The 26,564-nt window shown below is 71.4% G+C and carries 18 protein-coding genes; 7 read left to right on the forward strand and 11 right to left on the reverse strand.

Annotated elements, in window-relative coordinates; genetic code table 11:
* Position 1: 1 nt before the first annotated feature.
* From OG828_RS17890 to OG828_RS17900, 3 genes are all read right to left on the reverse strand, one after another.
* On the reverse strand, positions 2 to 3,499 hold the full coding sequence (locus OG828_RS17890; protein WP_328501693.1) for an ATP-dependent DNA helicase: 3,498 nt from the start codon (positions 3,497 to 3,499) through the stop codon (positions 2 to 4).
* Between the two features lie 91 nt (positions 3,500 to 3,590).
* Positions 3,591 to 6,965, reverse strand: a complete 3,375-nt coding sequence (locus OG828_RS17895) for an ATP-dependent helicase (RefSeq protein ID WP_328501694.1) — start codon at positions 6,963 to 6,965, stop codon at positions 3,591 to 3,593.
* 266 nt (positions 6,966 to 7,231) lie between these two features.
* Positions 7,232 to 7,645 carry an MGMT family protein gene (locus OG828_RS17900; RefSeq protein ID WP_328357351.1) on the reverse strand — a complete coding sequence of 138 codons (414 nt, stop codon included), beginning with the start codon at positions 7,643 to 7,645 and terminating at the stop codon, positions 7,232 to 7,234.
* Positions 7,646 to 7,822: 177 nt separating this feature from the next.
* Here OG828_RS17900 and OG828_RS17905 point away from each other — a divergent pair, with 177 nt between their 5' ends.
* The 3 genes from OG828_RS17905 to OG828_RS17915 all read left to right on the forward strand — a co-directional run bounded on the left by OG828_RS17905 (position 7,823) and on the right by OG828_RS17915 (position 13,934).
* Positions 7,823 to 10,612 (forward strand): lysylphosphatidylglycerol synthase transmembrane domain-containing protein, encoded by a 2,790-nt coding sequence (locus OG828_RS17905; protein ID WP_328501695.1) that lies wholly within the window; start codon positions 7,823 to 7,825, stop codon positions 10,610 to 10,612.
* A 61-nt stretch (positions 10,613 to 10,673) separates the two neighbouring features.
* Positions 10,674 to 12,221 carry an alpha/beta hydrolase gene (locus OG828_RS17910; protein WP_328438661.1) on the forward strand — a complete coding sequence of 516 codons (1,548 nt, stop codon included), beginning with the start codon at positions 10,674 to 10,676 and terminating at the stop codon, positions 12,219 to 12,221.
* Positions 12,222 to 12,359: 138 nt separating this feature from the next.
* Positions 12,360 to 13,934 carry an alpha/beta hydrolase gene (locus tag OG828_RS17915; protein ID WP_328501696.1) on the forward strand — a complete coding sequence of 525 codons (1,575 nt, stop codon included), beginning with the start codon at positions 12,360 to 12,362 and terminating at the stop codon, positions 13,932 to 13,934.
* Positions 13,935 to 13,996: 62 nt separating this feature from the next.
* Here the strand turns inward: OG828_RS17915 and moeZ are convergent, their stop codons facing one another.
* The 7 genes from moeZ to OG828_RS17950 form a co-directional block, all read right to left on the reverse strand.
* Positions 13,997 to 15,175 (reverse strand): adenylyltransferase/sulfurtransferase MoeZ, encoded by a 1,179-nt coding sequence (gene moeZ / locus OG828_RS17920; protein WP_328357362.1) that lies wholly within the window; start codon positions 15,173 to 15,175, stop codon positions 13,997 to 13,999.
* 63 nt (positions 15,176 to 15,238) lie between these two features.
* The gene (locus tag OG828_RS17925) at positions 15,239 to 15,988 is read right to left on the reverse strand and encodes a spherulation-specific family 4 protein (RefSeq protein ID WP_328357365.1); all 750 of its coding nucleotides are present in this window, start codon (positions 15,986 to 15,988) and stop codon (positions 15,239 to 15,241) included.
* On the reverse strand, positions 15,976 to 16,935 hold the full coding sequence (locus OG828_RS17930) for an NAD-dependent epimerase/dehydratase family protein (protein WP_328357368.1): 960 nt from the start codon (positions 16,933 to 16,935) through the stop codon (positions 15,976 to 15,978). The genes OG828_RS17925 and OG828_RS17930 overlap by 13 nt, the downstream gene beginning before the upstream one ends.
* A 400-nt stretch (positions 16,936 to 17,335) precedes the next feature.
* On the reverse strand, positions 17,336 to 18,619 hold the full coding sequence (locus OG828_RS17935) for a hypothetical protein (protein ID WP_328438663.1): 1,284 nt from the start codon (positions 18,617 to 18,619) through the stop codon (positions 17,336 to 17,338).
* Positions 18,616 to 20,349 carry a DUF3492 domain-containing protein gene (locus OG828_RS17940; RefSeq protein ID WP_328501697.1) on the reverse strand — a complete coding sequence of 578 codons (1,734 nt, stop codon included), beginning with the start codon at positions 20,347 to 20,349 and terminating at the stop codon, positions 18,616 to 18,618. Before OG828_RS17940 ends, OG828_RS17935 begins: the two co-directional genes overlap by 4 nt.
* 224 nt (positions 20,350 to 20,573) lie before the next feature.
* Positions 20,574 to 22,115 (reverse strand): DUF3152 domain-containing protein, encoded by a 1,542-nt coding sequence (locus OG828_RS17945; RefSeq protein WP_443062412.1) that lies wholly within the window; start codon positions 22,113 to 22,115, stop codon positions 20,574 to 20,576.
* A gap of 8 nt (positions 22,116 to 22,123) precedes the next feature.
* Positions 22,124 to 23,122: an alpha/beta fold hydrolase gene (locus tag OG828_RS17950; protein ID WP_328438667.1), complete on the reverse strand. Its 999-nt coding sequence runs from the start codon at positions 23,120 to 23,122 to the stop codon at positions 22,124 to 22,126.
* A 322-nt stretch (positions 23,123 to 23,444) separates the two neighbouring features.
* Between OG828_RS17950 and OG828_RS17955 the strand changes: the two genes are divergently transcribed.
* The 4 genes from OG828_RS17955 (at position 23,445) to OG828_RS17970 (ending at position 25,335) form a co-directional block, all read left to right on the forward strand.
* On the forward strand, positions 23,445 to 23,666 hold the full coding sequence (locus OG828_RS17955; RefSeq protein ID WP_328357380.1) for a hypothetical protein: 222 nt from the start codon (positions 23,445 to 23,447) through the stop codon (positions 23,664 to 23,666).
* 171 nt (positions 23,667 to 23,837) lie between these two features.
* The gene (locus OG828_RS17960; protein ID WP_328357383.1) at positions 23,838 to 24,479 is read left to right on the forward strand and encodes a TetR/AcrR family transcriptional regulator; all 642 of its coding nucleotides are present in this window, start codon (positions 23,838 to 23,840) and stop codon (positions 24,477 to 24,479) included.
* A 169-nt stretch (positions 24,480 to 24,648) separates the two neighbouring features.
* On the forward strand, positions 24,649 to 24,876 hold the full coding sequence (locus tag OG828_RS17965; protein ID WP_210577227.1) for a DUF3107 domain-containing protein: 228 nt from the start codon (positions 24,649 to 24,651) through the stop codon (positions 24,874 to 24,876).
* 189 nt (positions 24,877 to 25,065) lie between these two features.
* Positions 25,066 to 25,335, forward strand: a complete 270-nt coding sequence (locus tag OG828_RS17970; protein ID WP_328371944.1) for a hypothetical protein — start codon at positions 25,066 to 25,068, stop codon at positions 25,333 to 25,335.
* A gap of 114 nt (positions 25,336 to 25,449) precedes the next feature.
* Here OG828_RS17970 and OG828_RS17975 read toward each other — a convergent pair whose 3' ends face one another.
* A complete protein-coding gene (locus tag OG828_RS17975) occupies positions 25,450 to 26,205 on the reverse strand; it encodes a ferritin-like domain-containing protein (RefSeq protein WP_328357387.1) in 756 nt (251 codons plus the stop codon).
* Positions 26,206 to 26,564 lie beyond the last annotated feature (359 nt).

The raw sequence follows: 26,564 nt of genomic DNA on the forward strand, positions 1-26,564 counted from the left end.
CCTATCGGCCCGCACCGACATCCTGATTGGGCGGTTCGTCACACGACGGCTCCTCCGTCAGCAGCCGCTCCAGCGCGGCCCGGCCCGGGAGGTCCTGCGGCCGTACGACCTCACCACCGCGCACATACACGAACGCGGCGTGGACCGACTCCAGGGGCACGCCCTGCTGCTCGGCCCAGGCCAGCCGGTACAGGGCGAGCTGGAGGGGGTCGGCGGTGCGGGCACGGCTGGTCTTCCAGTCGACGATCTCGTACGACGTCCTGTCGCCGTCGCTCTCCCGGTAGACGGCGTCGATCCGGCCCCGGATCACCCGGCCGGCGATCGCGAGCTGGAAGGGGGCCTCCACGCGGTAGGGCGTGCGGTGCGCGTACGGGGTGCGCTCGAAGGCGTCCTTGAGGGCCTCCAGATCGCGTTCGTCGGCGATCTCGGCCTCGCTGCCGGGCAGCTCCTCCGGGTCCAGCATGGGCAGCGTCAGCTCTTCGAAGCGGGCTTCGACCCACGCGTGGAAGCGGGTGCCGCGGCGTGCGGCGGGCTGCGGCGGGCGGGGCATGGGGCGGGCCAGCTCCTGTGCGAAGCCGTCCGGGTCGGCGGCCAGGCGCATCAGCTGCGATGCGGTCAGGGTCGTCGGCAGGGGTACGTCCGTGCTCCCCCGCCGGGCGCGCAGGAGTTCGCCGGTGAGGGCGTCGAGGTCACGGTCCCAGGAGGCGATGGCGCGGGCTTCCTCCGGGGTGAGGCGGGGGTGAGGGCGCGGGAGATCCGGGTCGCCGGAGTGTTCGGTGAGGTCCAAAGGCGCCGCCTGGTGCGGGACGGTCGGACGGTCCGGGGTCCACGATTCCCAGTCGCCCGGGTCCTCCTCGAAGGGGGTGTCATCTTCGCCGTATTCATCGGATTCGTGGCCTTCGTCGTACAGGACCTCGTCGTCCTCCGGTGGCGGCCAGTCAGGGTCGTCGTACGTGTCCGGGTCGTGCGTGGCCGCCGGGTGGCCGTCGGTGTGGGAGGCGAGGTCTTCGAGGTGCGCCAGGACCGTCTCGGCCGCGGCGCGGCGGCGGGCGAGGGCCATGTCGTCGAGGGGCAGGGGCCAGACCTGGTCGACGGTGGCCCGGTGCAGGGCCGGGTTCTCCTCGTCCTCGGCGGGTTCGTCCGCCCAGGCCTCGATCTCACCGTGTCCTGCCGCGCAGTGGCCGTACAGCGCCTGGAGGAAGTCTGACGGGCCGCGGGGCTTCTTCTGCGCGGGCCCCCACCAGTGGCCGGAGCCGAGGAGGAGGGAGCGGGGGCGGGTGAACGTGACGTAGCCGAGACGGAGTTCCTCGGTGTGCTGGTGCTCCTTCATGGCCTCCTGGAATGCCTTGAGGCCTCGGGAGTCCCATGCCTCGACGTCCGGCAGGGTGTCGGCGTCGCCGCGCAGGTCGTGCGGCAGCACCTTGCTCTGCGCGGTCCACTTCTCGCGGCCCTGGGTGCTGGGGAAGGTGCCGGTGACCAGGCCGGGGACGACCACGACGTCCCACTCCAGGCCCTTGGACTTGTGCGCGGTGAGCACCTTGACGGTGTTCTCGCCGCCGGGGAGGGCGTTGTCGAGGCCCTTCTCGTACTGTGCGGCGGTGCGCAGGAAGCCGAGGAAGGCCAGCAGGGTGGCCTCGCCGTCGCCCGCGGCGAACGAGGCGGCGATGTCCAGGAAGTTGGACAGGGTCTCGCGGCGGCGTGCGGCCAGGGCGTGCGGGGATGCCGACAGTTCCACTTCCAGGCCGGTGACGGCGAGGACGCGGTGGAGGACGTCCATCAGCGGGTCGGACAGGGAGCGGCGCAGGTCGCGCAGTTCGGCGGCGAGCCGGGCGAACCGCACGCGCGCGTCCGGCGAGAACGGCAGCCCGTCGTCCTCCCCTTGCGCCTCGATCGGCATTTCCAGGAACGTGTCGAGGGCGTCCGCGAGCGATATCACCTCGGCCGGGTCGACGCCCTCGACCGCCTCGGCGAGCCGACGGTCCGGATCGTCGTCGGCCTCCACGCGCGCGTGCGACACGAGATACCGGGCGCGCCGGCCCAGGAGAGCGAGGTCGCGCGGGCCGATCCGCCAGCGCGGGCCGGTCAGCAGCCGGACCAGCGAGGCGTTGGCGCCGGGGTCCTGAAGGACTTCGCACACGGCGACCAGGTCGGCGATCTCGGGCAGGTGCAGCAGCCCGGACAGGCCGACGACCTCGACCGGGATGTCGCGGGCGACGAGCGCGCCCTGGATCTCGGCGAAGTCGGTCGCCGTGCGGCACAGGACGGCGATCTCGCCGGGCGCCTTTCCGGTCCGTACGAAATGGGCGACGGAGTCGGCGATCCAGTCGATCTCCTCGGCGTGGGTGCGCAGCAGGGCGCAGCGGACCACACCGTCGCGTTCGGCGCCGGGGGCCGGGCGCAGCGCCTCCACGCCCGCGTGCATGGCGCGCAGGGGCTCGGCGAGGCCGTTGGCGAGGTCGAGGAGGCGGCCACCGCTGCGGCGGTTCTCGCTGAGTGACTGGCGGGTGGCGGGGCTGCCGTCGGCGTGGGCGAAGTGCTCGGGGAAGTCGTCGAGGTTGGCGACGGAGGCGCCGCGCCAGCCGTAGATCGCCTGGCAGGGGTCGCCGACGGCGGTCACCGGGTGGCCCGTGCCGCCGCCGAACAGACCGGCCAGGAGGACGCGTTGGGCCACCGACGTGTCCTGGTACTCGTCGAGCAGCACCACGCGGAACTCGTCGCGCAGGATCCGGCCCACTTCGGGGAGCCCGGCGAGGCCGGCCGACAGGGCGATCTGGTCGCCGAAGTCGAGCAGGTCGCGCTCGCGCTTGGCGGCCCGGTAGCGGATCACCAGCTCGGCGAGTTCACGGCGTGCGGCGGCGGCCTCGGGGACCTTGCGCAGGTCGGCGTTGGTGAGCTTGACGCTTTGCAGGGCTTCGAGCAGCTCGGCGTCGTACGCGCGCAGGTCCTCGGGCCGTACGAGGTGCTCGGCGAGTTCGGCGTCGAGGGTGAGGAGGTCGCCGACGAGGTCGGGGAAGGAGCGGGTCAGGGCCGGGTAGGGCCCCGGGGCCTCGCGCAGGACGCGCGCGGCGAGTTGGAAGCGGGTGGCGTCGGCGAGCAGGCGGGAGGTCGGTTCGAGGCCGATGCGCAGGCCGTGGTCGGTCAGCAGGCGGCCCGCGAAGGCGTGGTACGTCGAGATCACCGGCTCGCCCGGAGGGTTGTCCGGGTCGATGACATCGGGGTCGGTGACGCCCGCCTTGATCAGTGCCTTGCGGACGCGCTCGGCGAGTTCACCGGCGGCCTTGTTGGTGAAGGTGAGGCCGAGGACCTGTTCGGGGGCGACCTGTCCGGTGCCGACCAGCCACACCACGCGGGCCGCCATCACCGTCGTCTTGCCCGAACCGGCTCCGGCCACGATCACCTGCGGGGCGGGCGGCGCGGTGATGCAGGCCGTCTGCTCCGGGGTGAACGGGATGCCGAGGAGCTCCTTGAGCTGATCGGGATCGGTGATACGAGCGGGCACCTCAGAGAGGCTAGCGGCGACCACTGACAGTAGATGCCGAATCGGCCCCCGGGGTGGAGGAAGCGCAGGTCAGCACAGGTGGTGCGGTATCTCACTCCACCACGTGTCGTCCCTCGGGGCGCGCGCTGCACGACGCCCGGAACGCGCAGTGCGCGCAGTGCTGGCCGGACGTCGGCGTGAACCGCTCGTCCAGGACCTTGCCCGCGGCGGTGGCCAGCAGGTCGCCGACCCACTCCCCCTCCAGGGGCTGTTGCGCCTGCACCTTGGGCAGGGTCTCGCCGCCGTCCCGCTGGGCGGCGCCCTGGCGCAGCTGGACGAGTTCGGCGCCGCCCGGCTCGGGGCGGCGCCCGTCGAAGGCGTCGTCGACGGCGCCCTCGCGGACCGCGAGTTGGTAGACGGCGAGTTGCGGATGGTGGGCGACCTCGGCAGCCGTGGGCGCCTGTTTGCCGGTCTTGAAGTCGACGACGTAGGCGCGGCCTTCGCCGTCCGCCTCGACGCGGTCCATCTGGCCGCGGATACGCACCTCGTAGTCACCCGCTTCGAGGGTGACGTCGAAGTCGTGCTCACTGGCGACCGGAGTACGTCCCGTGCGGTCCATGACGTGCCACTTCAGGAACCGTTCGAGCGCCACGCGCGCGTGCTCCTTCTCCTGCGCCGACTTCCAGGGCGCGTCGAAGGCGAGCGCGTTCCACACCGAGTCCAGCCGCTCCATGAGGACGGCGAGGTCGGCCGGGGTGTGCCCGGAGGCGACCTCGTCGGCGAGGACGTGCACCACGTTGCCGAAGCCCTGGGCGACGGTCGCGGGCGCGTCCGCCTTCACCTCACGGCCCAGGAACCACTGCAGGGCGCAGGTGTTGGCGAGCTGGTCGAGGGCGCTGCCGGAGAGGACGACGGGCTGGTCGCGGTTGCGTAGCGGCACCTTGGACTCGGTCGGCTCGAACATGCCCCACCAGCGGTAGGGGTGCGCGGACGGCACCAGGGGGCGGCCGTCCTCGTCGGCGAGCGCGGCGAGCCGGGCCAGCCTGCGGGCGGCGGCCTCCCTGAGGGTGTCGGAGACCCGTGGGTCGACCGTCGTGGCGCGGAGTTCGGCCACGAGCGCCGCGACGGACAGCGGGCGGCGCGGGCGGCCCGTCACGTCCTTGGGTGCGACGCCCAGTTCGGTCAGGAAGCGGGACGGCTGGTCGCCGTCGTCCGCGGGCGCCTTCACGGCCGTCACGACGAGGCGTTCACGCGCGCGCGTGGCGGCCACGTAGAACAGGCGGCGCTCCTCGGCGAGCAGGGCACCCGGGGTGAGCGGTTCGGCCAGTCCGTCGCGGCCGATGCGGTCGGCCTCCAGGAGGGAGCCGCGGCGGCGCAGGTCGGGCCACAGTCCCTCCTGGACGCCCGCGACGACGACCAGGCGCCACTCCAGGCCCTTCGAGCGGTGCGCGGTCATCAGGCGCACCGCGTCCGGTCGTACGGCACGCCGCGTGAGTGTGTCGGCGGCGATGTCCTCGGCCTCGATCTCCTCCAGGAAGTTGAGGGCGCCGCGCCCGCCGGTGCGTTCCTCGGCGCGAGCCGCGGTGGCGAACAGGGCGCATACGGCGTCCAGGTCGCGGTCCGCGTTGCGCCCGGCCGCGCCTGAGCGCCGGGCGGCCCGCTCCAGCCGTGCGGGCCATGGAGTGCCGTCCCACAACTCCCAGAGCGCCTCCTCCGCCGTACCACCGCCGGCCAGGCGCTCACGTGCCTTGCGCAACAGCGCGCCGAGACGCTGAGCGCCCCGCGCGTACGCCGGATCGTGCGCGACCAGCCGCTCCGGCTCGGCCAGCGCCCGCGCGAGGAGGTCGTCCGACGGCGGCGGCAGCGGGTTGCCCCCGGCCCGCTCCTCCTCGCGCAACGCCCGGCCCAGACGGCGCAGGTCGGCCGCGTCCATGCCGGCGAGCGGGGAGGCCAGCAGGGTGAGGGCGGTTTCGGTGTCGAGCCAGGAGGTGTCCGACGCGGCTACTTCAGAGGCATCGGCCTCTCCGGAGGCATCGGCCTCTTCAGAGGCATCGGCCTCGCCTGCCCCCTCGTCCCGTACGCCCCCCTCGGCCGCTTCCGCCGTCGCCACCGCCCGCAGTGCCGTCAGCAGGGGTGCCACCGCGGGTTCGTGCCGGAGGGGCAGGTCGTCGCCGTCTATGTCCAGGGGGACACCGGCCGCTGTCAGCGCGCGGCGGACTGTCGGGATGGTGCGGGACCCGGCGCGCACCAGGACGGCCATGTCGCTCCAGGGGACGCCGTCCTCCAGATGCGCCCGACGGAGGATGTCGGCGATGTTGTCCAGCTCGGTGCCGGGCGTCGGATACGTGTAGACCTCGACGCGACCGCCGTCACGGACCGGGGTGAGCTCCCGGTGGGCGCGGACCTTTTCGGCGGGCAGCCGTGTCAGCGGCATCCGTTGGGTCAGCAACCGGGTGGCGCCCAGCAGGTCGGCGCCGGAGCGACGGGAGGTGCGCAGGACCTCCACGGGCGCCGGGCGGCCGTCCGCGCGCGGGAAGGCGTCCGGGAACTCCAGGATGCCGTTCACGTCGGCGCCCCGGAACGCGTAGATCGACTGGTCGGGGTCGCCGAAGGCGACGAGCGTGCGGCCGCCGCCCGCCAGTGCGTGCAGCAGCCGTACCTGAGCCGGATCGGTGTCCTGGTACTCGTCGACGAACACGGCGTCGTACCGGTCGGCCAGCTGGGCGGCGACCTCGGGGCGGTGTGCCAGGAGCACCGCGCGGTGGACGAGTTCCGCGTAGTCGAGTACGCCCTGCAGGTCGAGAACGTCGAGGTACTCGGCGAGGAAGGTGGCCGCCGCCCGCCAGTCGGGGCGTCCGATACGGCGGGCGAAGGCATCGAGGGCATCGGGGTCAAGACCCAGTTCGCGGCTGCGGGCGAGGACCGCGCGGACCTCGTCGGCGAAACCGCGCGTGGTCAGACACGCACGCAGCTCGTCCGGCCAGCGCACATGTGCGAGGCCGAGCCGCTCCAGATCGGGCTGGCCGGCGAGCAGTTCCCGGACGGCGACGTCCTGCTCGGGGCCCGACAGCAGCCGTAGGGGCTCCACGAACAGGTCGCTGTCCTGGTGGGCGCGGACCAGGGCGTAGCAGAACGAGTGGAAGGTGGTCGCCTGCGGCGCGCGCGCCGCCCCCATGCGCAGTGCCATGCGGTCGCGCAGTTCGACGGCCGCCTTGCGGCTGAACGTCAGGACGAGGACCCGCTCGGGGTCCACGCCCCGGGCGATCCTGGCCGCCACGGACTCCACGAGCGTGGTGGTCTTGCCGGTGCCCGGACCGGCGAGGACGAGCAGTGGACCCCTGCCGTGGTCAACCACCGAGCGCTGGGCCGCGTCCAGATGAGGGGGAACCACTCGCGGCGGCGGGGTACGGACCAGCCGGTAAGCGCCACGGCTCCCCTGTCGCACCTGGGAGTGCGACAGGCGCCTGGTGGAGGAAGAGGAGCTCACGTGGTTCGCCGGTCCTGGTGGGTGTGCTGGTTTGCGATCCGCGGCGCGTGCAGGGCGTTGGCCGCGTGGTGAGGGGGACGCGTGCCGCCGACGCTACGCCGACGGATGGTGCGGAAGCAGGGCTTCCGATTGGCGCATCCGCCCCTTCAGTGCGCTCACGTCTCGTGCGTCCCTCATCCCACGAACGTACGGCATGCCACGGACGTGCCCTGTTTCCCTCGTACGGGCCACAGGTTGCCCTTGGGCGGGTCCGATGGCGGAAGCTGTCAGGTGTGAGGTTCCGCGTGTTCGCCGCCGTCCCACCGCGCCCGCTTCATGTCGACCCGAGGCAGGTGGCCCTCGGCCGCCCTGCTCGCCTCCTTCAGCGGTGTGCCCTCCGCGCGGTAGTGGTCGAGCGCCCGCAGTTCGTGGCCGGGCAGCAGGACACCGTCCGCGCGGATGACCCGCCACCACGGAACGGCTCCTCCATAGAGCGCCATCACCCGGCCGACCTGCCGGGGCCCTCCCTCCCGTCGCCCACCACCACCCTTGCCGGAGAGCGCTCCGCGCTCGCCCCCTTCGCTCTGAAGCCACTCGGCGACATCGCCGTACGTCATCACGCGCCCCGGCGGAATCAGCTCGGCGACCTCGAGGACCCGCTCTGCGTACTCCGGAAGGCTCTCCTCGCTCATCCGTCCCATCCTGCCGCACCCCACCGACAATGTGACGCCCTCGTGACTGTGCGTATCCCTCGCCCCCGAGCGGCGCTTCGGGCAGACTGTGCGCCCCCGCGTTTGCACCCTGATGCCCCTGTGTGTCGGTGGGGCATGCCACCATCGTGCGGGCGGTGATCGGTGATACGAGATCAAGAAGAGACGATGAAGCAGCAGGGTGTGCACCCGGAGGGCGCGAAGAGCACCTCTGACGCTTCATCGCGCCCGCACACCGCCGACGCGGACGACAAGGACGCACACGACACAGCCGAGGAGGCGGTGGTCGCGAGCATCTCCGGCCCAGGCGCCGAGCACATCGACGAGGCCCACCCCGACGAGGACGACGCGCACACCGACGAGGTCGAGGGCGACGAACCGCTCCTCCCCGCGCGCGTGCACCGCCCGTCCGACCTGATGCGGCTCCTGGTGGGCGTGCTGGCCGTCGCCGTGCTCATCGCGATCGCCGCGTTCGCGCACGGCACCACCTCGGGCCTCGAACAGGACATCAACAAGGGCACCGGGCAGGCACCCGATCTGCTCATCAAGATCGCGGGGCTGGCGTCCAGCATCGCGATCCTCCTGGTGCCGGTCGCGTTCGCGATCGAACGGCTGATCAAGCGGGACGGGCTGCGTATCGCCGACGGTGTGCTCGCGGCGGTCCTCGCGCACGGAGTGACGCTCGCCACCGATCTGTGGGTCGCCAAGGCGGCCCCCGACTCGATCCAGGAGGCGCTCACCCAGCCCTCCCCCGGCGACATCCATGCCCTCACCGACCCTGTGCACGGCTATCTCGCCCCGGTCATCGCGTACATGACGGCCGTCGGCATGTCGCGTCGGCCACGCTGGCGCGCGGTGCTGTGGATCGTGCTGCTCCTGGACGCCTTCTCGATGCTCGTCACCGGCTACACCACGCCGTTCTCGATCATCCTGACGGTGCTGATCGGCTGGACCGTCGCCTACGGGACGCTGTACGCGGTCGGCTCGCCCAACGTCCGTCCTACCGGACGGACACTGATGGCGGGCCTGAGGCATGTGGGCTTCCGTCCGGTGACCGCGTCCCGCGAGGACGCGCAGGAGACGGCGGAGAGCGGCGACCGCGGCCGACGCTACTTCGTCACCCTGGAGGACGGTCCGCCGCTGGACGTCACGGTCGTCGACCGCGAGCAGCAGGCACAGGGCTTCTTCTACCGGGTGTGGCGCAATCTGACGCTGCGCGGCATCGCCACCCGCCGCAGTCTGCAGTCGCTGCGCCAGGCGCTGGAGCAGGAGGCGCTGCTCGCCTACGCGGCCATCGCAGCCGGTGCAAACGCGCCCAAGCTGATCGCCACCTCCGAGCTCGGCCCGGACGCCGTGATGCTCGTCTATGAGCACACCGGCGGGCGCACACTCGACTCGCTGGACGACAACGAGATCACCGACGATCTGCTGCGCAGCACCTGGCACCAGGTGCAGGCGCTGCAGTCACGGCGGATCGCGCACCGGAGGCTGGCAGGCGACGCGATTCTGGTGGATCGTTCCGGCACGGTCATCCTCACCGATCTGCGCGGCGGCGAGATCGCGGCCGGTGAACTGCTGCTGCGCGTGGACATCGCCCAGCTGGTGACGACGCTCGGACTGCGCGTGGGCGCCGAGCGCGCGGTGGCCTCCGCGGTCGAGGTCCTCGGTCCCGACACCGTCGCCGACTGCCTGCCGATGCTCCAGCCCATCGCGCTGACGCGCTCCACGCGCGCGACACTGCGGAAACTGGCCCGGGAGCGGGCGCAGCGCGAGCGCGACGCCGTCCTGGAGGCGTCCCGGCAGGCCAAGCAGGCCCGGGTGGACGAGGCCCACGGCGAGGCCCACGAGGACACGAAGCCCGTACTCGACAAGCTCGACAAGAAGGCCGTACGAGCGGAGCAGCGAGCCGAGAAGCGGGCCATCGACGAGGCCATGGACGAGGCGCGCGAGGAGGATCTGCTCACGCAGATCCGCCACCAGGTGCTGCGGATCAGGCCGCAGGCGCCGGTCGAGCCGGCCCGCCTGGAGCGGGTGCGGCCACGCACGCTGATCAGCCTCATCGCCGGTGCGATCGGCGCGTACTTCCTGCTGACGCAGCTCACGCACATCGAGTTCGGTCCGCTGATCGCCAACGCCGAGTGGGGCTGGGTCGCGGCGGCCGTGCTGTTCTCGGCGTGCAGCTACTTCGCCGCGGCGATGGCGCTGCTGGGGTTCGTGCCGGAGCGGGTGCCGTTCCTGCGGACCGTGGCCGCCCAGGTCGCCGGGTCCTTCGTGAAGATCGTCGCCCCGGCCGCGGTGGGCGGCGTGGCTCTGAACACGCGGTTCCTGCAGCGCGAGGGGGTGCGGCCGGGGCTCGCGGTGGCGAGTGTCGGCGCCTCTCAGCTGTTCGGGCTCGGCGCCCACATCATGATGCTGCTGGCCTTCGGCTATCTCACCGGCACCGAGAAGACGCCGTCGCTGTCGCCGTCCCGGACGGTCATCGCGGGTCTGCTGACGGTGGCGGTGCTGGTCCTCGTGGTGACCTCGGTGCCGTTCCTGCGGAAATTCGTCTCCACGCGCGTGAGGTCGCTGTTCGCGGGTGTCGTGCCGCGCATGCTCGACGTGCTGCAGCGCCCGCAGAAGCTGCTGACCGGCATCGGCGGCATGCTCCTGCTGACGGCCTGCTTCGTGATGTGCCTGGACGCGTCGATCCGCGCGTTCGGCGACGAAACGACGTCGATCAGCATCGCCAGCGTCGCCGTCGTCTTCCTTGCGGGCAACGCACTGGGGTCCGCCGCCCCGACACCGGGCGGTGTGGGCGCGGTCGAGGCGACCCTGACGGTCGGTCTGATCGCCGTAGGTCTACCCAGTGAGGTCGCCGCCCCCGCGGTGCTGCTGTTCCGGCTGCTGACACTGTGGCTGCCGGTACTGCCGGGCTGGCTGGCCTTCAACCACCTGACGCGCAAGGGCGCCCTGTAGCTCGTACCTCGTACGGCTCGCGCCCCGAGCGCACATCCGTGCGCGACAGCAGGATGGGGTCATGCCCAACCGCTCCCGGCTGCGCGCCGCTGCCCTGACCGCCACCGCCGTGCTGCTGTCCGCCGTGCTGGCGGGCTGCGGCGACGACGACTCGCAGAACGAGGATCTGTCGGCCCAGTCGCTGAGCTGGAAGGACTGCCCGGCCCCCTCCCAGGCGCAAGGCGGCGGAGGCGCCCCGTCACCTCTGGCGAACGGCGACGAATGGCAGTGCAGCACCATGAAGGCGCCGCTCGACTGGGACGAGCCCAAGGGCGACACCATCGATATCGCCCTGATCCGCGCGAAAACGAGCGGCGACGAGAGCAAGCGCATCGGCTCGCTCATCTTCAACTTCGGCGGGCCCGGCGGCTCGGGCGTCACCACGCTGCCCGCCTTCGGCGAGGACTACGCGAAACTGCGCACCCGCTACGACCTGGTGAGCTTCGACCCGCGCGGTGTGGGCCGCAGCGCCCCTGTGAAGTGCGAGAACGACCAGCAGCTCGACGCCTACTTCCAGCAGGACGCCACCCCAGAGAACGCCGCCGAGCGCACCGAACTCCTGGACGACACCAAGGAGTTCAACGCGGCCTGCGAGAAGAACTCCAAAAAGGTCCTGCCCCATGTCCGCACCACCGATGCGGCCCGTGACCTGGACCTGATGCGCCAGGTCCTCGGCGACGCCAAGCTGCACTACTTCGGCATCTCCTACGGCACCGAACTCGGCGGCGTCTACGCCCACCTGTTCCCGAAAAACGTGGGCCGTGCCGTGTTCGACGCGGTCGTCGATCCGACGGAGAACCCCGAGCAGGGCTCGCTCGGCCAGACCGAGGGCTTCCAGCTCGCACTCGACAACTTCGCCGAGCACTGCGCCTCGCAGGTCGAGGACTGTCCGATCGGCGACAGCGCACAGGACGTCAAGAACCGCATCGCCAAGCTGCTGAAGGACCTCGACAGCAAGCCGATCACCGGCGTCTTCCCCCGCGAGCTGACCCAGACCGCGGCGACCAGCGGCATCGCACAGGCCCTGTACTCCCAGGACTTCTGGGAGTACCTCACTCAGGGCCTGGATCAGGCGTACGACGGCAACGGCCAGATCCTGATGCTGCTGTCCGACTCACTGAACGGGCGCAGCGAGAACGGCGAGTACAGCAACCTCACGGCGGCCAACATCTCCATCAACTGCGCGGACGACAAGCCGCGTTACACCGCCGCCTACGTGGAGCGGAAACTGCCGGAGTTCCGGGCCGCCTCGCCGGTGTTCGGCGACTATCTCGCCTGGTCCATGATCAGCTGCACGGACTGGCCCGTGGCGGGCTCCGCCGACCACCCCGACGTGAGCGCGCCCGGCGCGGCCCCGATCCTGGTCGTGGGCAACACCGGCGACCCGGCCACACCGTACGAGGGCGCGCGCAAGATGGCGCAGGCCCTGGGCCAGGGCGTCGGCGTCGAGCTCACGTACAAGGGACAGGGGCACGGCGCCTACGACAGCAAGAACAAATGCGTGCAGAGCGCGGTGAACGGCTATCTGCTGGACGGGAAGGTCCCGGCCGCCGGGACCGTCTGCTCCTGAGGCCGGGGCCGAAATCCAGGCAAACTTGCAGGTCAGAAGGTTATCCACAGGGCCCGGCAGGTGCTGCGAGATCCGCCTACCATGGCCTGACCGCCATCCGCGGATCCACGCGGACGGCCTGCGAGGGGGTAGAAGCACATGGCGCGTATCGTCCGGTGGACGGCTCTGACGGCCGCCGCCGCACTGCTGGCGGCGGGCTGCGGCAGCGGCTCGTCCGACGACGGCAAGGACGGGGAGGAGAGCAGCGGGGGGAGGTCCTCCGCTACGGCGCCGTCGTCCGGTTCCTCCGGCACGGCAGGCGGTACGGCGGATCCGCCGCCCTCCTCACTGACCTCGCAGAAGCTGGACTGGGGGCGCTGCGAGGCCACCGCGGACGCGCCCGCGCCGGGCGGCGACTGGCAGTGCGCGACGCTCAAGGTGCCGCTGGACTGGGCGGAGCCGAGCGGCGAGACGATCGGCCTCGCACTGATCCGCGCCAAGGCCACCGGGGACGACCGCATCGGCTCACTGCTGTTCAACTTCGGCGGCCCGGGTGGCTCGGGCGTCTCCGGCCTGCCGTCGTTCGCATCGTCGTACGCCCTGCTCCGCGAGCGCTACGACCTGGTGAGCTGGGATCCGCGCGGGGTCGCCGCCAGTGAGGGTGTCCGCTGCCGCGGCGACAAGGAGATCCAGGCCACCGAGGCCGTCGACGTGACCCCGGACACCGGGGCCGAGGAAAAGGCCTACCTCCGGGACGCGGCCGACTTCGCGAAGGGCTGCGAGAAGGACGCCGGGGAGCTGATGGCCCATGCGTCCACCACGGACACCGCCCGCGACATGGACCTGATGCGTCAGGTCCTCGGCGACGCCAAGCTGCACTACTTCGGCATCTCCTACGGCACCGAACTCGGCGGGGTCTATGCCCACTTGTTCCCGCGCAACGTGGGGCGGCTGATCCTGGACGCGGCCGTCGACCCGACCGCCGGGAGGGTGGGCCACGCAGAGAACCAGGCCAGGGGCTTCCAGCGCGCGCTGGACAACTACCTGAAGTCCACCGGTCAGGACCCCGAGGAGGGCTCCCGGAACATCGCGGACCTGCTGGACCGGATCGACGCGGATCCGCTGCCGACGTCGTCCGGCCGGGAGCTGACGCAGACGCTCGCGGTCACCGGCATCGCGCTGCCGCTGTACAACCAGTCGTCCTGGCCGACGCTGACCAGTGCCCTGACGGCGGCGGAGGAAGGCGACGGCTCCGAACTGCTGGCGCTCGCCGACGGCTACAACGAGCGCGACGCATCGGGGCACTACGGCACGACGACCCACTCGCAACGGGTCATAACGTGCTCGGACGACAAGGAGCGGCCGACGGCCGCCGAGGCGAAGAAGCTGCTGCCGAAGTTCGAGAAGATCTCGCCGGTCTTCGGGGACTTCTTCGGCTGGGACACGGCCGGCTTCTGCCACGACTGGCCGGTGCCCGGGCAGTTCGAGACGCCGGAGGTGAGCGCGCCGGGAGCGGCGCCGATCCTGGTGGTCGGCACCACCGGCGACCCGGCGACGCCGTACGAGGGCGCCCGCAGGCTGGCGGACGAACTGGGCCGGGGCGTCGGCGTGATGCTGACCTGGAAGGGCGAGGGTCACGGTGCGTACGGCAACGGGAACGACTGCATCGACTCGACCGTGAACGCGTATCTGCTCGGCGGCAAGGTGCCGAAGGACGGCAAGGTCTGTTCATGACGACGGCGGGGGCCGCGCGCACCCGTGGTGCATGCGGCCCCCGCCGTTCGGCAGACCTGAGGTCAGTAGACCGGCTTGCTCGGCTCGATCTGGTTGACCCAGCCGATCACGCCGCCGCCGACGTGCACGGCGTCCGCGAAGCCCGCGGACTTCAGCACGGCGAGGACTTCCGCACTGCGGACACCCGTCTTGCAGTGCAAGACGATCTTCTTGTCCTGCGGAAGGGTCTCCAGGGCGGTGCCCATGAGGAACTCGTTCTTCGGGATCAGCTTGGCGCCCGGGATGGAGACGATCTCGTACTCGTTGATCTCGCGGACGTCGATGATCTCGATGTTCTCGCCGTCGTCGATCCACTCCTTGAGCTGCTTGGGAGTGATCGTCGAACCGGCCGCGGCCTCCTGGGCCTCCTCGGAGACGACGCCGCAGAAGGCCTCGTAGTCGATGAGCTCGGTGACGGTCGGGTTCTCGCCGCAGACCGCGCAGTTCGGGTCCTTGCGGACCTTGACCTGGCGGTACTGCATCTCCAGGGCGTCGTAGATCATCAGGCGGCCGACGAGCGGCTCACCGATGCCCGCGAGGAGCTTGATGGCCTCGTTGACCTGGATGGAGCCGATGGACGCGCACAGCACGCCCAGGACACCGCCCTCGGCGCAGGAAGGGACCATGCCGGGGGGCGGGGGCTCCGGGTAGAGGCAGCGGTAGCAGGGGCCGTGCTCGGACCAGAAGACGGAGGCCTGACCGTCGAAGCGGTAGATCGAACCCCAGACGTACGGCTTGTTCAGCAGCACGCAGGCGTCGTTGACCAGGTAGCGGGTCGCGAAGTTGTCCGTGCCGTCGACGATCAGGTCGTACTGGCTGAAGATGTCCATCACGTTGTCGGCCTCGAGCCGCTCCTCGTGAAGGACCACGTTCACGTACGGGTTGATGCCCTTGACGGAGTCACGGGCCGACTCGGCCTTGGAGCGGCCGATGTCGGCCTGGCTGTGGATGATCTGGCGCTGCAGGTTCGACTCGTCGACCTCGTCGAACTCGACGATGCCGAGGGTGCCGACGCCCGCGGCGGCCAGGTACATCAGCGCCGGCGAGCCCAGGCCGCCGGCGCCCACACAGAGCACCTTGGCGTTCTTCAGCCGCTTCTGCCCGTCCATCCCGACGTCAGGGATGATCAGGTGACGGGAGTACCTGCGGACCTCGTCTACGGTGAGCTCAGGAGCTGGCTCGACCAGGGGTGGCAGCGACACGGGGGCTCCGTTGGTCGGTCAATCACTACAGTTGTTCTCCCCGTAACAGTGCCATGCGCTTTTTCATTCCGAGACACCCGTTCCGACCCGCGAGACGATCTCATCCCAGTAGCCGGGCATCGTCTCCCAGGGGTCGGTGCGGCCGCCCTGGTCCGTGCGGTCGGTGAACCAGATCGTCGAGGCCCCCTGCCAGCGGGCGATGCGCAGGGCCTCGTCGAGGTGGCCGAGGGGTACTCCGTGCACCAAGTGGCAGAAGCGCTCGGGCGGGTGGTCGGCGGTCCACTCCGCCACCTGCGACCAGCGGTAGTCGCTCCACGGGCCGGAGAAGGTGACCAGTTGGTCGGCGCTCTCGGCGTAGCCGGGGTGGGGATGGGTGCCGTGGCCGAGGACGATGTGGGGGTCGTCACTGATCGCGCGGAGCGTGGTGGTCGTGCGGTGGACCTCCGGGAGCGCGGCGCCTTCGGTGGGACAGCGGTCCAGGAGGAAGCCGTCGACCTGGTACCAGTCGAGATAGCGGTGCGCTTCGGAGATCAGCTCACCGAAGACCCGGGCGCCGTAGGTGGTGTCGAGGTGGCCGAGGACGCGCAGGCCCGCGTTGCGGAGCCGGCCGGCCGCTTCCAGGCAGTGCGGGTCGGGGCGGCTGCCCGGGCCGTCGGCGACGTTGAGGACGGCCCAGTGCACCGGCGTGCCGGGGCGGGTGAGTTCGGCCCACTCGGCGGGGGCGACGAGGGGGTGCGCGAAACCCGGGATGCCGAAGCCGGTGCGCAGGTCAGTACTGGCAGTGCTCGAATTGGTGCTGGTCAGATGCGGCATGCCGCCTCCATCCAGATGTCGGCGAGGGATTCTTCGAGGTTGATCCGGGGGCGCCAGCCGAGCCGGTCGCGTGCGGTGCGGACATCGGCCTGCTGCCAGCTGCCGCAGCCGTCCGGGTACGGGTACGCGACGGGGGCCGCGTGGTCCGATTCGGAGCGGGGGTGGCCGATGGTGGCCCTCAAGGGGCCTGGGTGCCCGTCGAGTTCATGGAGGGCCCCGCCGTATCCGGCCACGCGCGCGAGGACCGCCGCGGCGTCACGGAGACGGACGGCGCGTCCCGAGCCGATGTTGATGACGCCCTGCGCGGCGGAGAGCGAGGCGGCGTGCACGGCGCGGGCGACGTCGCGGACGTCGATGAAGTCGCGCTGGACGCCGAGGCCGCCGAGTTTGAGTTCGCCGTCGCCGGACTGCATGGCGCGGCGCATGGCCTCCGCCAGGCGGCCGAGCGGGGAGCCGGCGGGGGTGCCGGGGCCCGCCGGTGAGAAGACGCGGAGGACCACGGCGTCCAGGCCGGAGCCGAGGACGAGTTCGGTGGCGGCGAGTTTGCTGACGCCGTACGGGCCGCCGGGGCGGGGCACGGCGTCCTCGGCCGTGGAGGAGCCGGGCTGGCTGGGCCCGTACTCGGCGCCGCAGCCGATCTGGACGAGGCGGGCGCCGCAGCCGCTGCGGCGAAGAGCCTCGCAGACCGTGGCCACGGCGACGGTGTTGTGGCGGGTGAGTTCGCGGGCGCCGCCTCGGGTGGCGCCGGCACAGTTGACGACGACGCCGGGGTGCACCGCGTCGAGGAAGCGGGTGAGCGCGCCGGGGCTGCCGGACGCGAGGTCGAAGCGGACGTCCGCGTCGTCGCCGCGGCCGAGCGCGGTGAGCTGGACGGCCGGGTCGGCGAGCAGACGGTCGGCGACGAAGCGGCCGAGGTAGCCGTTGGCTCCGATCAGCAGGACCCTCATCGGGCGGCTCCCGGGACCGAGGTTCCGGGTCGGGAGGTGATCATCTGGGGTTCTCCTTCTCGGGGGTGGTGGTTCGGGGCGGCCGGCATACAGCCGACCGGCCGGGGTGCGTGTCGCCAGCTGTCGCGCCGTGCGCATGACGACTCGTCCGGTGCGGACGCGGCATGGGGCCTCGTCCGATGCGGGCGTGGCACAGCGACTCGTGATGCCCACATGGGACGGCGACTTGTCCGGTGTGCGCTTGGCACGGCGACGCGTCCAGTGCTCGTCTCATGGCGACGCCCGATCGCGCGTGGCGCGGCGACCGGTCCGGTGCGCGTCTCATGGCGCCCCGTTCGATCGCGCGTGGCACGGCGACTCGTCCGATGTGCGTGGCACGACTCCTCGTCCGACGCGCGTCTCATGGCGACCCGTCCGATCGCGCGTGGGCCGACGCCTTCGTCAGTCGGCGGTTCGCGTGGAGCAGGAGGGTCAGGGCCGCGGCTCCGCAGGTGAGGGCGGGGACGCTGCCGGGGCCCCAGGTTTCGACGAGCGTGTCGACCGGGGCGGTCAGGAAGCCGCAGCCGGGGAGGCGGCCCGCGAAGACCGTGGCCAGGGCCGCTCCTTCGACCGTCGCCGTCGCGATGAGGACGACTGCGGGGGCGTGCGTGAAGCCGTGGGCGGTGAGGAGGCGGGCCAGGAACAGGAGGGCGCCGAGGGTGACGGTCTGGGCGTAGGCCGCGGGCTCGTCCAAGGCGGCGCCGGTCAGGGCGAGGAGGGCGGTAAGGAGGCATAGGAACAGAGCGACCGTGCCGCACAGCAGGGGTCGTACGGAGGAGGTGAACTCGTTCAGGCCACGACTGACCGTCAGTTTGCGGCGGGCTCGTGCGGCGAAGAGGTGGGCGCTCCACGCCGCGGGGGCGCAGGCCAGGGTAAGGGCGAGGACCGGTGCGGTGGCGAGGGGCCAGGGGCCGCCGTCCGTGGCGCCGGTGGGCAGGTCGTCGGGTCCTCCGGCCACGGCCGCGCGGAGCAGTCCGTCGCCGAGGACGGCGTAGGCCACCAGCCACCAGGTCCACAGGCCACTGCCGGGTTCGGGCGAGCGGCCCTTCGGGGCGAACGGGCCGCGGGACAGGGCCGCGCGGATGCCCAGAGCCACGGCCAGGACGCCGACGGCCGCCGTGATCAGGCGTGGCTGGCCGTGGGTGAGGCGCAGGCCGGCCAACGTGGCCGCGCACAGTGCGCCCGGCAGCAGGGTGAGCAGCGCCCAGTCGGCTCGGAGCCGGAGGGCTGTCGGCGGCGTGGGGCGGTGGGTCGTCTCGCCGTCACGCGGGACACGGGCGTACATCTCCTCCGCCAGGGAGAAGACGTCCCGGTGACGGAAGCGGGACGCGGTGCGGTCGGTGACACCGTGGGCCTCCAGGCCCGCCGCGATCTCCAGGGGATCCACGGCGCGTTCGCACAGCTCACGGTGACGGTGCATCAGTGCCTTCACCGGATCCGCGGCAGCGGCACGGCGCCCGGGAACGTGGGCCGGGGCAGGGTCGGGAGCGGGCTTGTCGGGCTCCGGCTCCGTATCGCCCTGTGCGTGCGGCTGCCCGGCATCGCTCAAGCAGGCGGCTCCCGACAGCCACTCCTCCGAGCGCGTGTCCCACGCTCCGACGCCGGCCGGTGTGCCGGGGCGGTCCAGTTCGCCCAGGTCGCTCATCGTGCTCCCTCCGTCGCGGGTACGGGGCCGCCCGCGCGTACCGGCGGCCGTCCCGTCGCCCAGCCGGGGCCGCCGCGGGCCGCCACGCGGGCTGCCGGGTCGGTCCAGCGGCCGGGGACGTGGGCTTCGGCGGGGTCACCGAACGGCAGGGGTTCTCCGGTGGCGTCGAGGACGACACGGCGGACCGGGCACTGCGAGACGATCTCCAGGTAAATGCCGTGAAATGCCGCGGTGTTCTGCTCGACCGTGAAGAGTTCGAGCGCGCGTGCGCGGGCGGCGGCGCCCAGGCGTGCACGGCGCTCGGGATCGCGCAGCAGCGCCACGCACGCCTCGGCGAGCGCCCGCGGATTGCGCGGCGGCACGACCAGTCCGGTGCCGCCGATGACCTCCACGACGGCGCCGACGTCGGTGGACACCGTGGCGCGACCGCAGAACATGGCCTCGACGAGGCCGATCGGGAAGCCCTCCACGACGCTGGACAAGACCGCCACCGCTCCCCCGGCGTACGCCTCGGCGAGCGTCGGAGCCTCGGGGCCGCCGATCTCCTCGAAGGCCACCGGGTTACGGCCGACCGCGTGCGGGCCCTCCGCCTCGTCCGGGAAGAGCTGGGCGGCGAGTGCCCTGCAGTGGGCCAGGTAGGCCGTGCCCTCGGCGCCCGACGGGGTACCGACGATCCGCAGCCGGGTCTTCGGTTCCTCCTTGCGCACCTCCGCGAAGGCGTGCAGCAGGGAGACCAGATCCTTGGTGGGTTCGATCCGGCCGACCCAGACCAGGGTGTCCGGATCCACGCACTCCGGCGCCTCGCCCACCTCGGCGAAGCGGGCGGCCTCCATGCCCGGGTAGACCGTGCGCAGCTTGTCGCGATCGGCGCCGCAGCGTTCCTGCCAGCGGCGGGCGTGCGAGTTGCCGGACGTGATGACGGCCGCCCGGCGGTAGATCTCGGCGGCGAGCCGACCGTGGAAGGCCGCGAGCAGGGCCCGTACGGCGGGCGCCGCGTCGCCTGCGGTCAGGTAGTGCGTGCGCAGCTGTACGCCGTACTCGGTCACCAGCAGCGGTACGCCCGAGAAGTGGCGCGCGACCAGCCCCGGCAGGGCGGCCGGGCCGCCGGACGCCGCGTGGCACAGGTCGACCGAGCCGAGCCCGTCGTCCTCGTACCAGTCGAGCGACAGGGGGCGCAGGGCGCGTTCCAGATGCGCGGCGACGGTGAGGAGTTCGGGTACGCGCGCCTCCCGCGCCGTGCGCAGGGCGCCGCGCGCGCGACAGGCGCGTTCGAGAGCGCGTACGGCGGTCTCGGAGCGGAGCGCTCCCACCAGGCCGCCCTCGTCGCGGGCGAGTTCGGCGAGCCCGTACAGCGCGCTGCCGAAACGGTCCGCCTCGGAGGTGGCGCCTGCCTCAGAGGCGGTCCCTGCATCAGGGGTGGCCTCCGCCCCGATGCCCCCCGTCGCGCACACGGCAGCCGCCAACTCGCCGTAGCAGTCGGCGAAACGCCGCCGCGCCCGCCGCCCGTACCGGACACCGTCGTCCTCGGCCGTCCACAGCGGCGCCGTCCGCACCCGGCCGACCTGCGACGGCAGCGGCACCCAGCCCTCGTCCTCCTGGCGTGCACTGCGGCTGAGCGCGTAGACATCGAACTCGTGCTGCTCGAGCCCGCGCACGAGCCGGTCGCACCAGAGCCTGGCGTCACCGCTCACATACGGATAGCCACCCTCCGTAAGCAGTCCGATGCGCACAAGTGCACCCCCGATCTCCCGTATGGGGAGCCGCCGTTGACTCGACGGCTCGCAGCGGGAAGAACGTATGCGGACAAGGCGGTGGCGCGACGGACGGTTGTCCATCACGCCACCAAAAGGGGTGAACGGTCGTAACTTTCCCGTGCGGATCGCGTTCGGTCGCGCTAAGAGATCAAGCAGTTACGTTTCGTTAGGTCACGGCACGGCGGACTTCGGTGCGTGCGTCAACTCCCGGGATACGGCCAGGGGTTGGCCCGGCAGCGGATCCCGTCGTGGTTGAGGAACTTGGTCTGCTGCTGCATGACCGGGGCGAGGTCGCCGTTCTTGTCGCAGGTGACGTGGTTGTACTCGAGCCGGTGGCCGATCTCATGGTTGATCAGCATCTGCCGGTACGCATGCATTTGATCGCCGTACGTCTTCGACCCCTGCGCCCATCGATACGCGTTGATCATCACGCGCTCGGTCGACGCCGAGTCGCAGGACACGTTGTCCTCGGTCGTGTCCAGGCCGGACTTGGCGCACCACTCGGCGGTGGTGCCGGGGCTGGCGAGCGTGATCACGAAGTCGGGCTTGCCGGAGTAGATGCGCTCGAAGGTACGGGCGCCGTTGTGGGCCCAGCTCCGGTCGTCGTTGAGCGTCTTCTGCACGGCCTGCGCGAAGAGTTCACCGTCGAGCCCCAGCCCTTGCTCCACGTCCACGCGGTAGGTGTACTTCTGTCCCGTCCCCGGGGCCTTGTCGATACCGGCGATCGCGTCGAACTTGCCCGAGCCGTCGAGCGTGGCGCTGAGCGGGTATTTCTGGTCCATCTTCTGCGCATACGTCAGCGTCGCCGCGCTCGGCGCCGTGGAGGGCGTCGGCTGCCCGTCCGCGCGCGCGGCACCGTCACGGGCGTCCCGGGCCTGGTCGGTGGCGGACTGGGACTGCACGCCGTCGTCGTCACGGCTGCCGGTGACCTGGCCGGCCACGACGACGGCCAGCACGGTCGTGACCGCGAGGGCCGCGATCCCCGTGAAGGTCCGCCCCTTGCCGCCCTTGGCCTGCGCGGGCTCGCCGGTGGGCGGCGCGTCGTCGGCGTCGCCCTCGGTGTCGTTCGCGATGCCGGTCGCCCCGGACCAGTGGGTGACGGAGGCGTACGGGTCGGAGGAGGTGGGCGCACGGGGTGAGAAGACGTCGACGTCCGCACCGAAGGCGTCGACGTAGTCCTGGCGTGGCCCGCCCGGAGGCGCCTGCCGCTGTCGCGGTATCGAGGCGCCGGGCCCGGCCGGAGCCCCGTACCCACCCCCGCCGCGCCCCCTCGGCTCACCCCAGCCCCCACCGGGTTCCCGCTGCTCGGGGTGGCCACCCCGAACTTGAGGGACCCCGCGCGCGGGTGTGCCGTCGGCATAACGGGGGGTGCCGTGAGCGGGAGTGCCGTCGGGAAGCCGCGGGAAACCATGCGCAGGGGTTCCGTCGGGAAGCCTGGGGAAACCATGCGCGGGCGTCCCATCCGCAAGCCTCGGAAAGCCGTGGGCCGGCGTGCCTTCGGGAATCCTGGGAACACCCCGAGCGGGCGCCCCATCCGCAAGCCTCGGAAAGCCGTGCGCCGGCGTGCCGTCAGGAATCCTCGGCGCACCGCGACCCGAGGGACCGTCAGGAGCCCTCCCCACACCCCGAACAGAGGAACCGTCAGGACCCCTCGGCGCACTCCGAGGCGCTGGAGTGCCCTCGGAAGGCTCACCCTTGACCGCGCCCTTGGGCGCAGGTCCGCGCCGACTGTGGCGTCCCACCTCGCCCCTCAGCTCCCCGCGGTCTCGACGGCGGTCCCCGTGACGGCACTCAACTCACCGGTGTCGGCGAGGAGTTCCTGGAAGGTCCGCGCCACCACCTCGGGGTACTCCATCATGGCCACGTGCCCGGCGTCCGGCAAGGACACCAGCCGGGAGGAGCGGAAGGAACGGGCCGCCTTCTGGCTCATGCGGTAGCCGACGAGCTGGTCCCGGCCGCCGTATATGAGAAGGGTCGGCGCGAGGACGCGCTCGGCCTGGCGCCACAGCCCGTGCTGGCCGCCCAGCGTGTAAGCGTTGACGATCCCGCGCGCGGAGCGTGCCAACGCGTCCCAGAAGTACGGCAGTTGCAGCCGCCGCGCCATCTCCTGCACGGCGTTGTCGAACTCCTCGGGCGTCACACGCGCGCGATCGCCGTAGCAGAGCGCCATCACCCCGCGCACCCGCTGCTCCGCGGACCAGTCCCTGCTGTACCGGGTGAACAGGCTCGCCACACCGGGCAGCGCCAGCAGGGCCGTCGGGACGGCGGTGGGCTGGACACGCAGTTCGGGAAGGGCGGGCGACACAAGCGTGAGCGTACGCACCAGATCGGGGCGCACGGCGGCGACGCGGGTGGTGATCGCGCCGCCGAGCGAGTTGCCGAAGAGGTGCACGGGCCCGCGCCCGGAGGAGTCGAGATAGCGGATCACCGCCCGAGCATGGGCGGTGACGGAGTAGTCGCCGTCGTCCGGTGGCGGGGAATCGCCGAAGCCGGGCAGATCGAGGGCCTCGCTGTCGACATGCGCATCGAGCAGCGGCATCAGCCCCGACCAGTTCTGCGAGGAACCGCCGAGTCCATGGACGTACAGCGCGGGCGGCAGACCTGCGCGAGCCGCGGGCCTCGACCGGACCGTCAGCGTGATTCCCGGCAGCCGCACCGACCTGAGCCGCTCACCCTCGGCGACCCTGACGGGCGACACCTTGGGGAGCGCACTGCTGGCCGGCGCGGATGGGAGCTCGGTCGAAGACATGCAGCAATGTTACGAGACGATCACGCAGTGGTTCATGTGTTCGCCATCACAAGCCCCGCGCGAATCACGAGAGCTGACACCCCCGCCCCGCACGAATCATGACAATCACCCCTCGTTATGTTTTACGCGGTCCTGCAAGAGGGCCGCTGGCCTCCGGGCCCGGCATGACTGGTCCCCCCCCCACCCGGACGCACCGCGTCACGATCCGGACGCGGATCGCATAGCGTCCGGATCGGGTGTCTCCTAGGCTCGTACAGAGGGCACCCGCATGTGGCCCCTGCTTTCCCAGGGACGTTCGTAGGAAGTAGGAAGGGAGCCCATCATGGCCGTAGACCCGACCGACCCCGACACCTTCGAGGAGATCGAGGAGAGCGACGAGGAGATCGACGTCGAGGCCCCGGAAGGCGACGCCGCCGAGCAACAGGCCGATGTCGCGCCGGATCGCGACGACTCGCTGAACGACGTGGACCCGGACGGCGCCAGCGAGGCGGATCTGCTGGAACAGGCCCGCGTGGTGTCACTGGACGAGGACGACTACCGGTGAGCAGCAACGAGGCGGCATAATGCCCGACCCACCCCTGTTTGAAACCCTTCATCCCGCTTTCGTAGCCGTCCGGTCCGTGAAATTCTGCGCTCGCAGCGCGCACACCACGGTTACCGAAAAGTACGATGGCCGCGCGGCGCACACCGCATGTGGACGACTTTGGGAGGCGGCGTGACAGCCATCGAGCAGACAGAGGCGGCACGCCCGAGGGGCACGCGCCTGCCGCGCCGGGCCCGGCGGAACCAGTTGCTGGGCGCCGCCCAGGAAGTCTTCGTGGCACAGGGCTACCACGCGGCCGCGATGGACGACATCGCCGAGCGCGCCGGCGTCAGCAAGCCGGTGCTCTACCAGCACTTCCCGGGCAAGCTCGACCTCTACCTCGCCCTGCTGGACCAGCACTGCGAGTCCCTGATCCAGGCCGTACGCCACGCGCTCGCGTCGACGACCGACAACAAGCAGCGCGTACGGGCGACGATGGACGCGTACTTCGCGTACGTCGAGGACGACGGCGGCGCCTTCCGCCTGGTCTTCGAGTCCGACCTGACGAACGAGCCCGCGGTACGCGAGCGCGTCGACAAGGTCACGATCGAGTGCGCCGAGGCGATCCGCGACGTCATCGCCGAGGACACCGGCCTCTCGAACGCGGAGTCGATGCTGCTGGCCTCTGGTCTCGGCGGCCTCGCCCAGGTCGTGGCCCGCTCCTGGCTGCACAGCGACCGCAGCGTCCCGCGCGACGAGGCGGTCCAACTGCTGACCTCACTGGCCTGGCGGGGCATCGCCGGCTTCCCGCTGCACGGCAGCGAGCACCACTGACCGCCGTACGGCACCGAGGCACGAGGCACCATGACCGTCCGTTTGTTCCCGTCCGCTGTTCGCTCCTGGCGTTCCCCTGCGCAACGTGTACATCCCCTCACCGGGCTAATGTGTGCTGCGTACGGCGCGCAAGGTCGCGCACTTCACTGACCGTCGGAGGGACATAGCCGTGGAGGTCAAGATCGGCGTGCAGCACGCGCCCCGCGAGATCGTTCTGGAGAGCGGTCAGAGCGCCGAGGAGGTCGAGCGGGCGGTGTCCGACGCGCTGGCCGGCAAGTCGGCGCTGCTGAGCCTCGTGGACGAGCACGGCCGCAAGGTCCTGGTCCCGGCGGACCGCCTCGCCTACGTCGAGCTCGGCGAGCCGGCGCCGCGCAAGGTGGGCTTCGGCGCGCTGTAGTCACGTGTGAAGGAAGGGGCCCGGCGGTCGCTCGACTGCCGGGCCCTTTCCTGTCCCTGGCCGACTTCCTTCACATGCGGACACATACGGACTACATATCGCGCACACGGGAGGATTGCATTCCGCAGGTCACGGGTATGACGGGCTACGTCCGTGGTGCGCAGGCAGGCGTGTGGGAGGGACCCCGTGATGATCTTGGAAGCGCTCGGCTCCGCAGTGCTCGGCCTCGCACTGGCCTGGGCCGCGATCCACCGCCTCTCGCACCGCCTCCCCGCCCGCTCCCTGGTCCTCCCGACCGGCGTAGCAGGCGCCCTCCTCGGCGCCTTCCTCACCCACAGCGCCCTGGACGCAGGCAACGTCCTCCTGATCCTGACCGGCGCGGCCACGGTCTCCGCAGCGTCACTTTCCCTGCTGGTGCGCCCGTCAGGAAGACTCCGCCGACGATCAGCAACGGCGTAGCCTCAGACTGATAACTCCGTTCAGAACAGCGCCCCTTCAGGGGCGCGGGGAACTGCGCGACAAGCCCCCACAGCCCCGCAGCCGCGACTCAGCAGAACCGCCCCCCACGAAGCGCTACGCCGCCAACCCCAACGCAGCCATCCGCTTCGTATGCGCCTCAGTGATCCGCGAAAACATCCGCCCGACCTCCGCAAGATCGAACCCGTCGGCAACCCCACCCACCAACATCGTCGACAACGCGTCCCGGTCAGCCACCACCCGCTGAGACTGCGACAACGCCTCCCCCATCAACCGCCGCGCCCACAGCGCAAGCCGCCCCCCCACCCGCGGATCCGCGTCGATCGCCGCCCGCACCTTCTCCACGGCGAACCCGGCATGCCCCGTGTCGTCCAGCACAGCCAGCACCAGCTCGCGCGTGTCCGCGTCGAGCCGCGCGGCGACCTCACGGTAGAAGTCGCTGGCGATCGAGTCGCCGACGTACGCCTTGACCAGCCCCTCCAGCCAGTCCGAAGGCGCCGTCTGCTTGTGGAAGCCGTCCAGCGCGGCGACGAACGGCTCCATCGCCCGCGTCGGCTCCTCACCGATCTCCGTGAGCCGGTCGCGCAACCGCTCGAAGTGGTGGAACTCGGCCGACGCCATCTTCGCCAGCTCCGCCTTGTCCGCCAGCGTCGGCGCCAGCTTGGCGTCCTCCGCCAGCCGCTCGAACGCCGCCAGCTCTCCATAGGCGAGCGCGCCGAGCAGGTCGACGACCGCGGCGCGGTACTGCGGGTCGGCGGCGGCCTTCGCCCAGTCCTGGGCGGCGACTCCGGTGGCTTCGGCAGGGACGTCGGAGGCGTTGTCAGGCTTGTCAGAGGTCGTCATGAAGCGCACAATAGCCCGCTCGCCGCACTAAGGAAGTCCCTGGTCAGTCACTGTGACGACGACTACCTGAAGTGGTGTGACGACAACAACGTGACCTAATCGGCCATCGCATGTGCGCGTTTCCGGGGTATGGTGGTAATGCGCCTGCTGAGTACATCGACGTAGCTCGACGGTTACTCGACAGGCCGCACGTATGAGGATGCCCGGTCGGTGGCCCGATCGGCTCCGACCAGACAGCTCTCCACGGCCGTACGGCACTCTGCGTACAAAGCCTGGAGGGACCCTCAGCGGTTCGAGCGCTAGAGCGTCGGCAGAGGTCTCCCGTGCCATACGGCTCGCCGTACGGCAGCCGACGTCCCCCGGCACGG

The sequence above is a fragment of the Streptomyces sp. NBC_00457 genome, from assembly GCF_036014015.1.
In the GTDB taxonomy this organism is placed as follows: Bacteria; Actinomycetota; Actinomycetes; order Streptomycetales; family Streptomycetaceae; genus Streptomyces.

What these genes read in the sequence shown, in the direction of transcription:
- OG828_RS17900 (WP_328357351.1), bottom strand. Translation starts at nt 7,645, where the DNA reads ATGGGACGGATGAGCGAGGAGAGCCTTCCGGAGTACGCAGAGCGGGTC.
- OG828_RS17905 (WP_328501695.1), top strand. Translation starts at nt 7,823, where the DNA reads ATGAAGCAGCAGGGTGTGCACCCGGAGGGCGCGAAGAGCACCTCTGAC.
- OG828_RS17910 (WP_328438661.1), top strand. Translation starts at nt 10,674, where the DNA reads ATGCCCAACCGCTCCCGGCTGCGCGCCGCTGCCCTGACCGCCACCGCC.
- OG828_RS17915 (WP_328501696.1), top strand. Translation starts at nt 12,360, where the DNA reads ATGGCGCGTATCGTCCGGTGGACGGCTCTGACGGCCGCCGCCGCACTG.
- OG828_RS17925 (WP_328357365.1), bottom strand. Translation starts at nt 15,988, where the DNA reads ATGCCGCATCTGACCAGCACCAATTCGAGCACTGCCAGTACTGACCTG.
- OG828_RS17930 (WP_328357368.1), bottom strand. Translation starts at nt 16,935, where the DNA reads ATGAGGGTCCTGCTGATCGGAGCCAACGGCTACCTCGGCCGCTTCGTC.
- OG828_RS17935 (WP_328438663.1), bottom strand. Translation starts at nt 18,619, where the DNA reads ATGAGCGACCTGGGCGAACTGGACCGCCCCGGCACACCGGCCGGCGTC.
- OG828_RS17950 (WP_328438667.1), bottom strand. Translation starts at nt 23,122, where the DNA reads ATGTCTTCGACCGAGCTCCCATCCGCGCCGGCCAGCAGTGCGCTCCCC.
- OG828_RS17955 (WP_328357380.1), top strand. Translation starts at nt 23,445, where the DNA reads ATGGCCGTAGACCCGACCGACCCCGACACCTTCGAGGAGATCGAGGAG.
- OG828_RS17970 (WP_328371944.1), top strand. Translation starts at nt 25,066, where the DNA reads ATGATCTTGGAAGCGCTCGGCTCCGCAGTGCTCGGCCTCGCACTGGCC.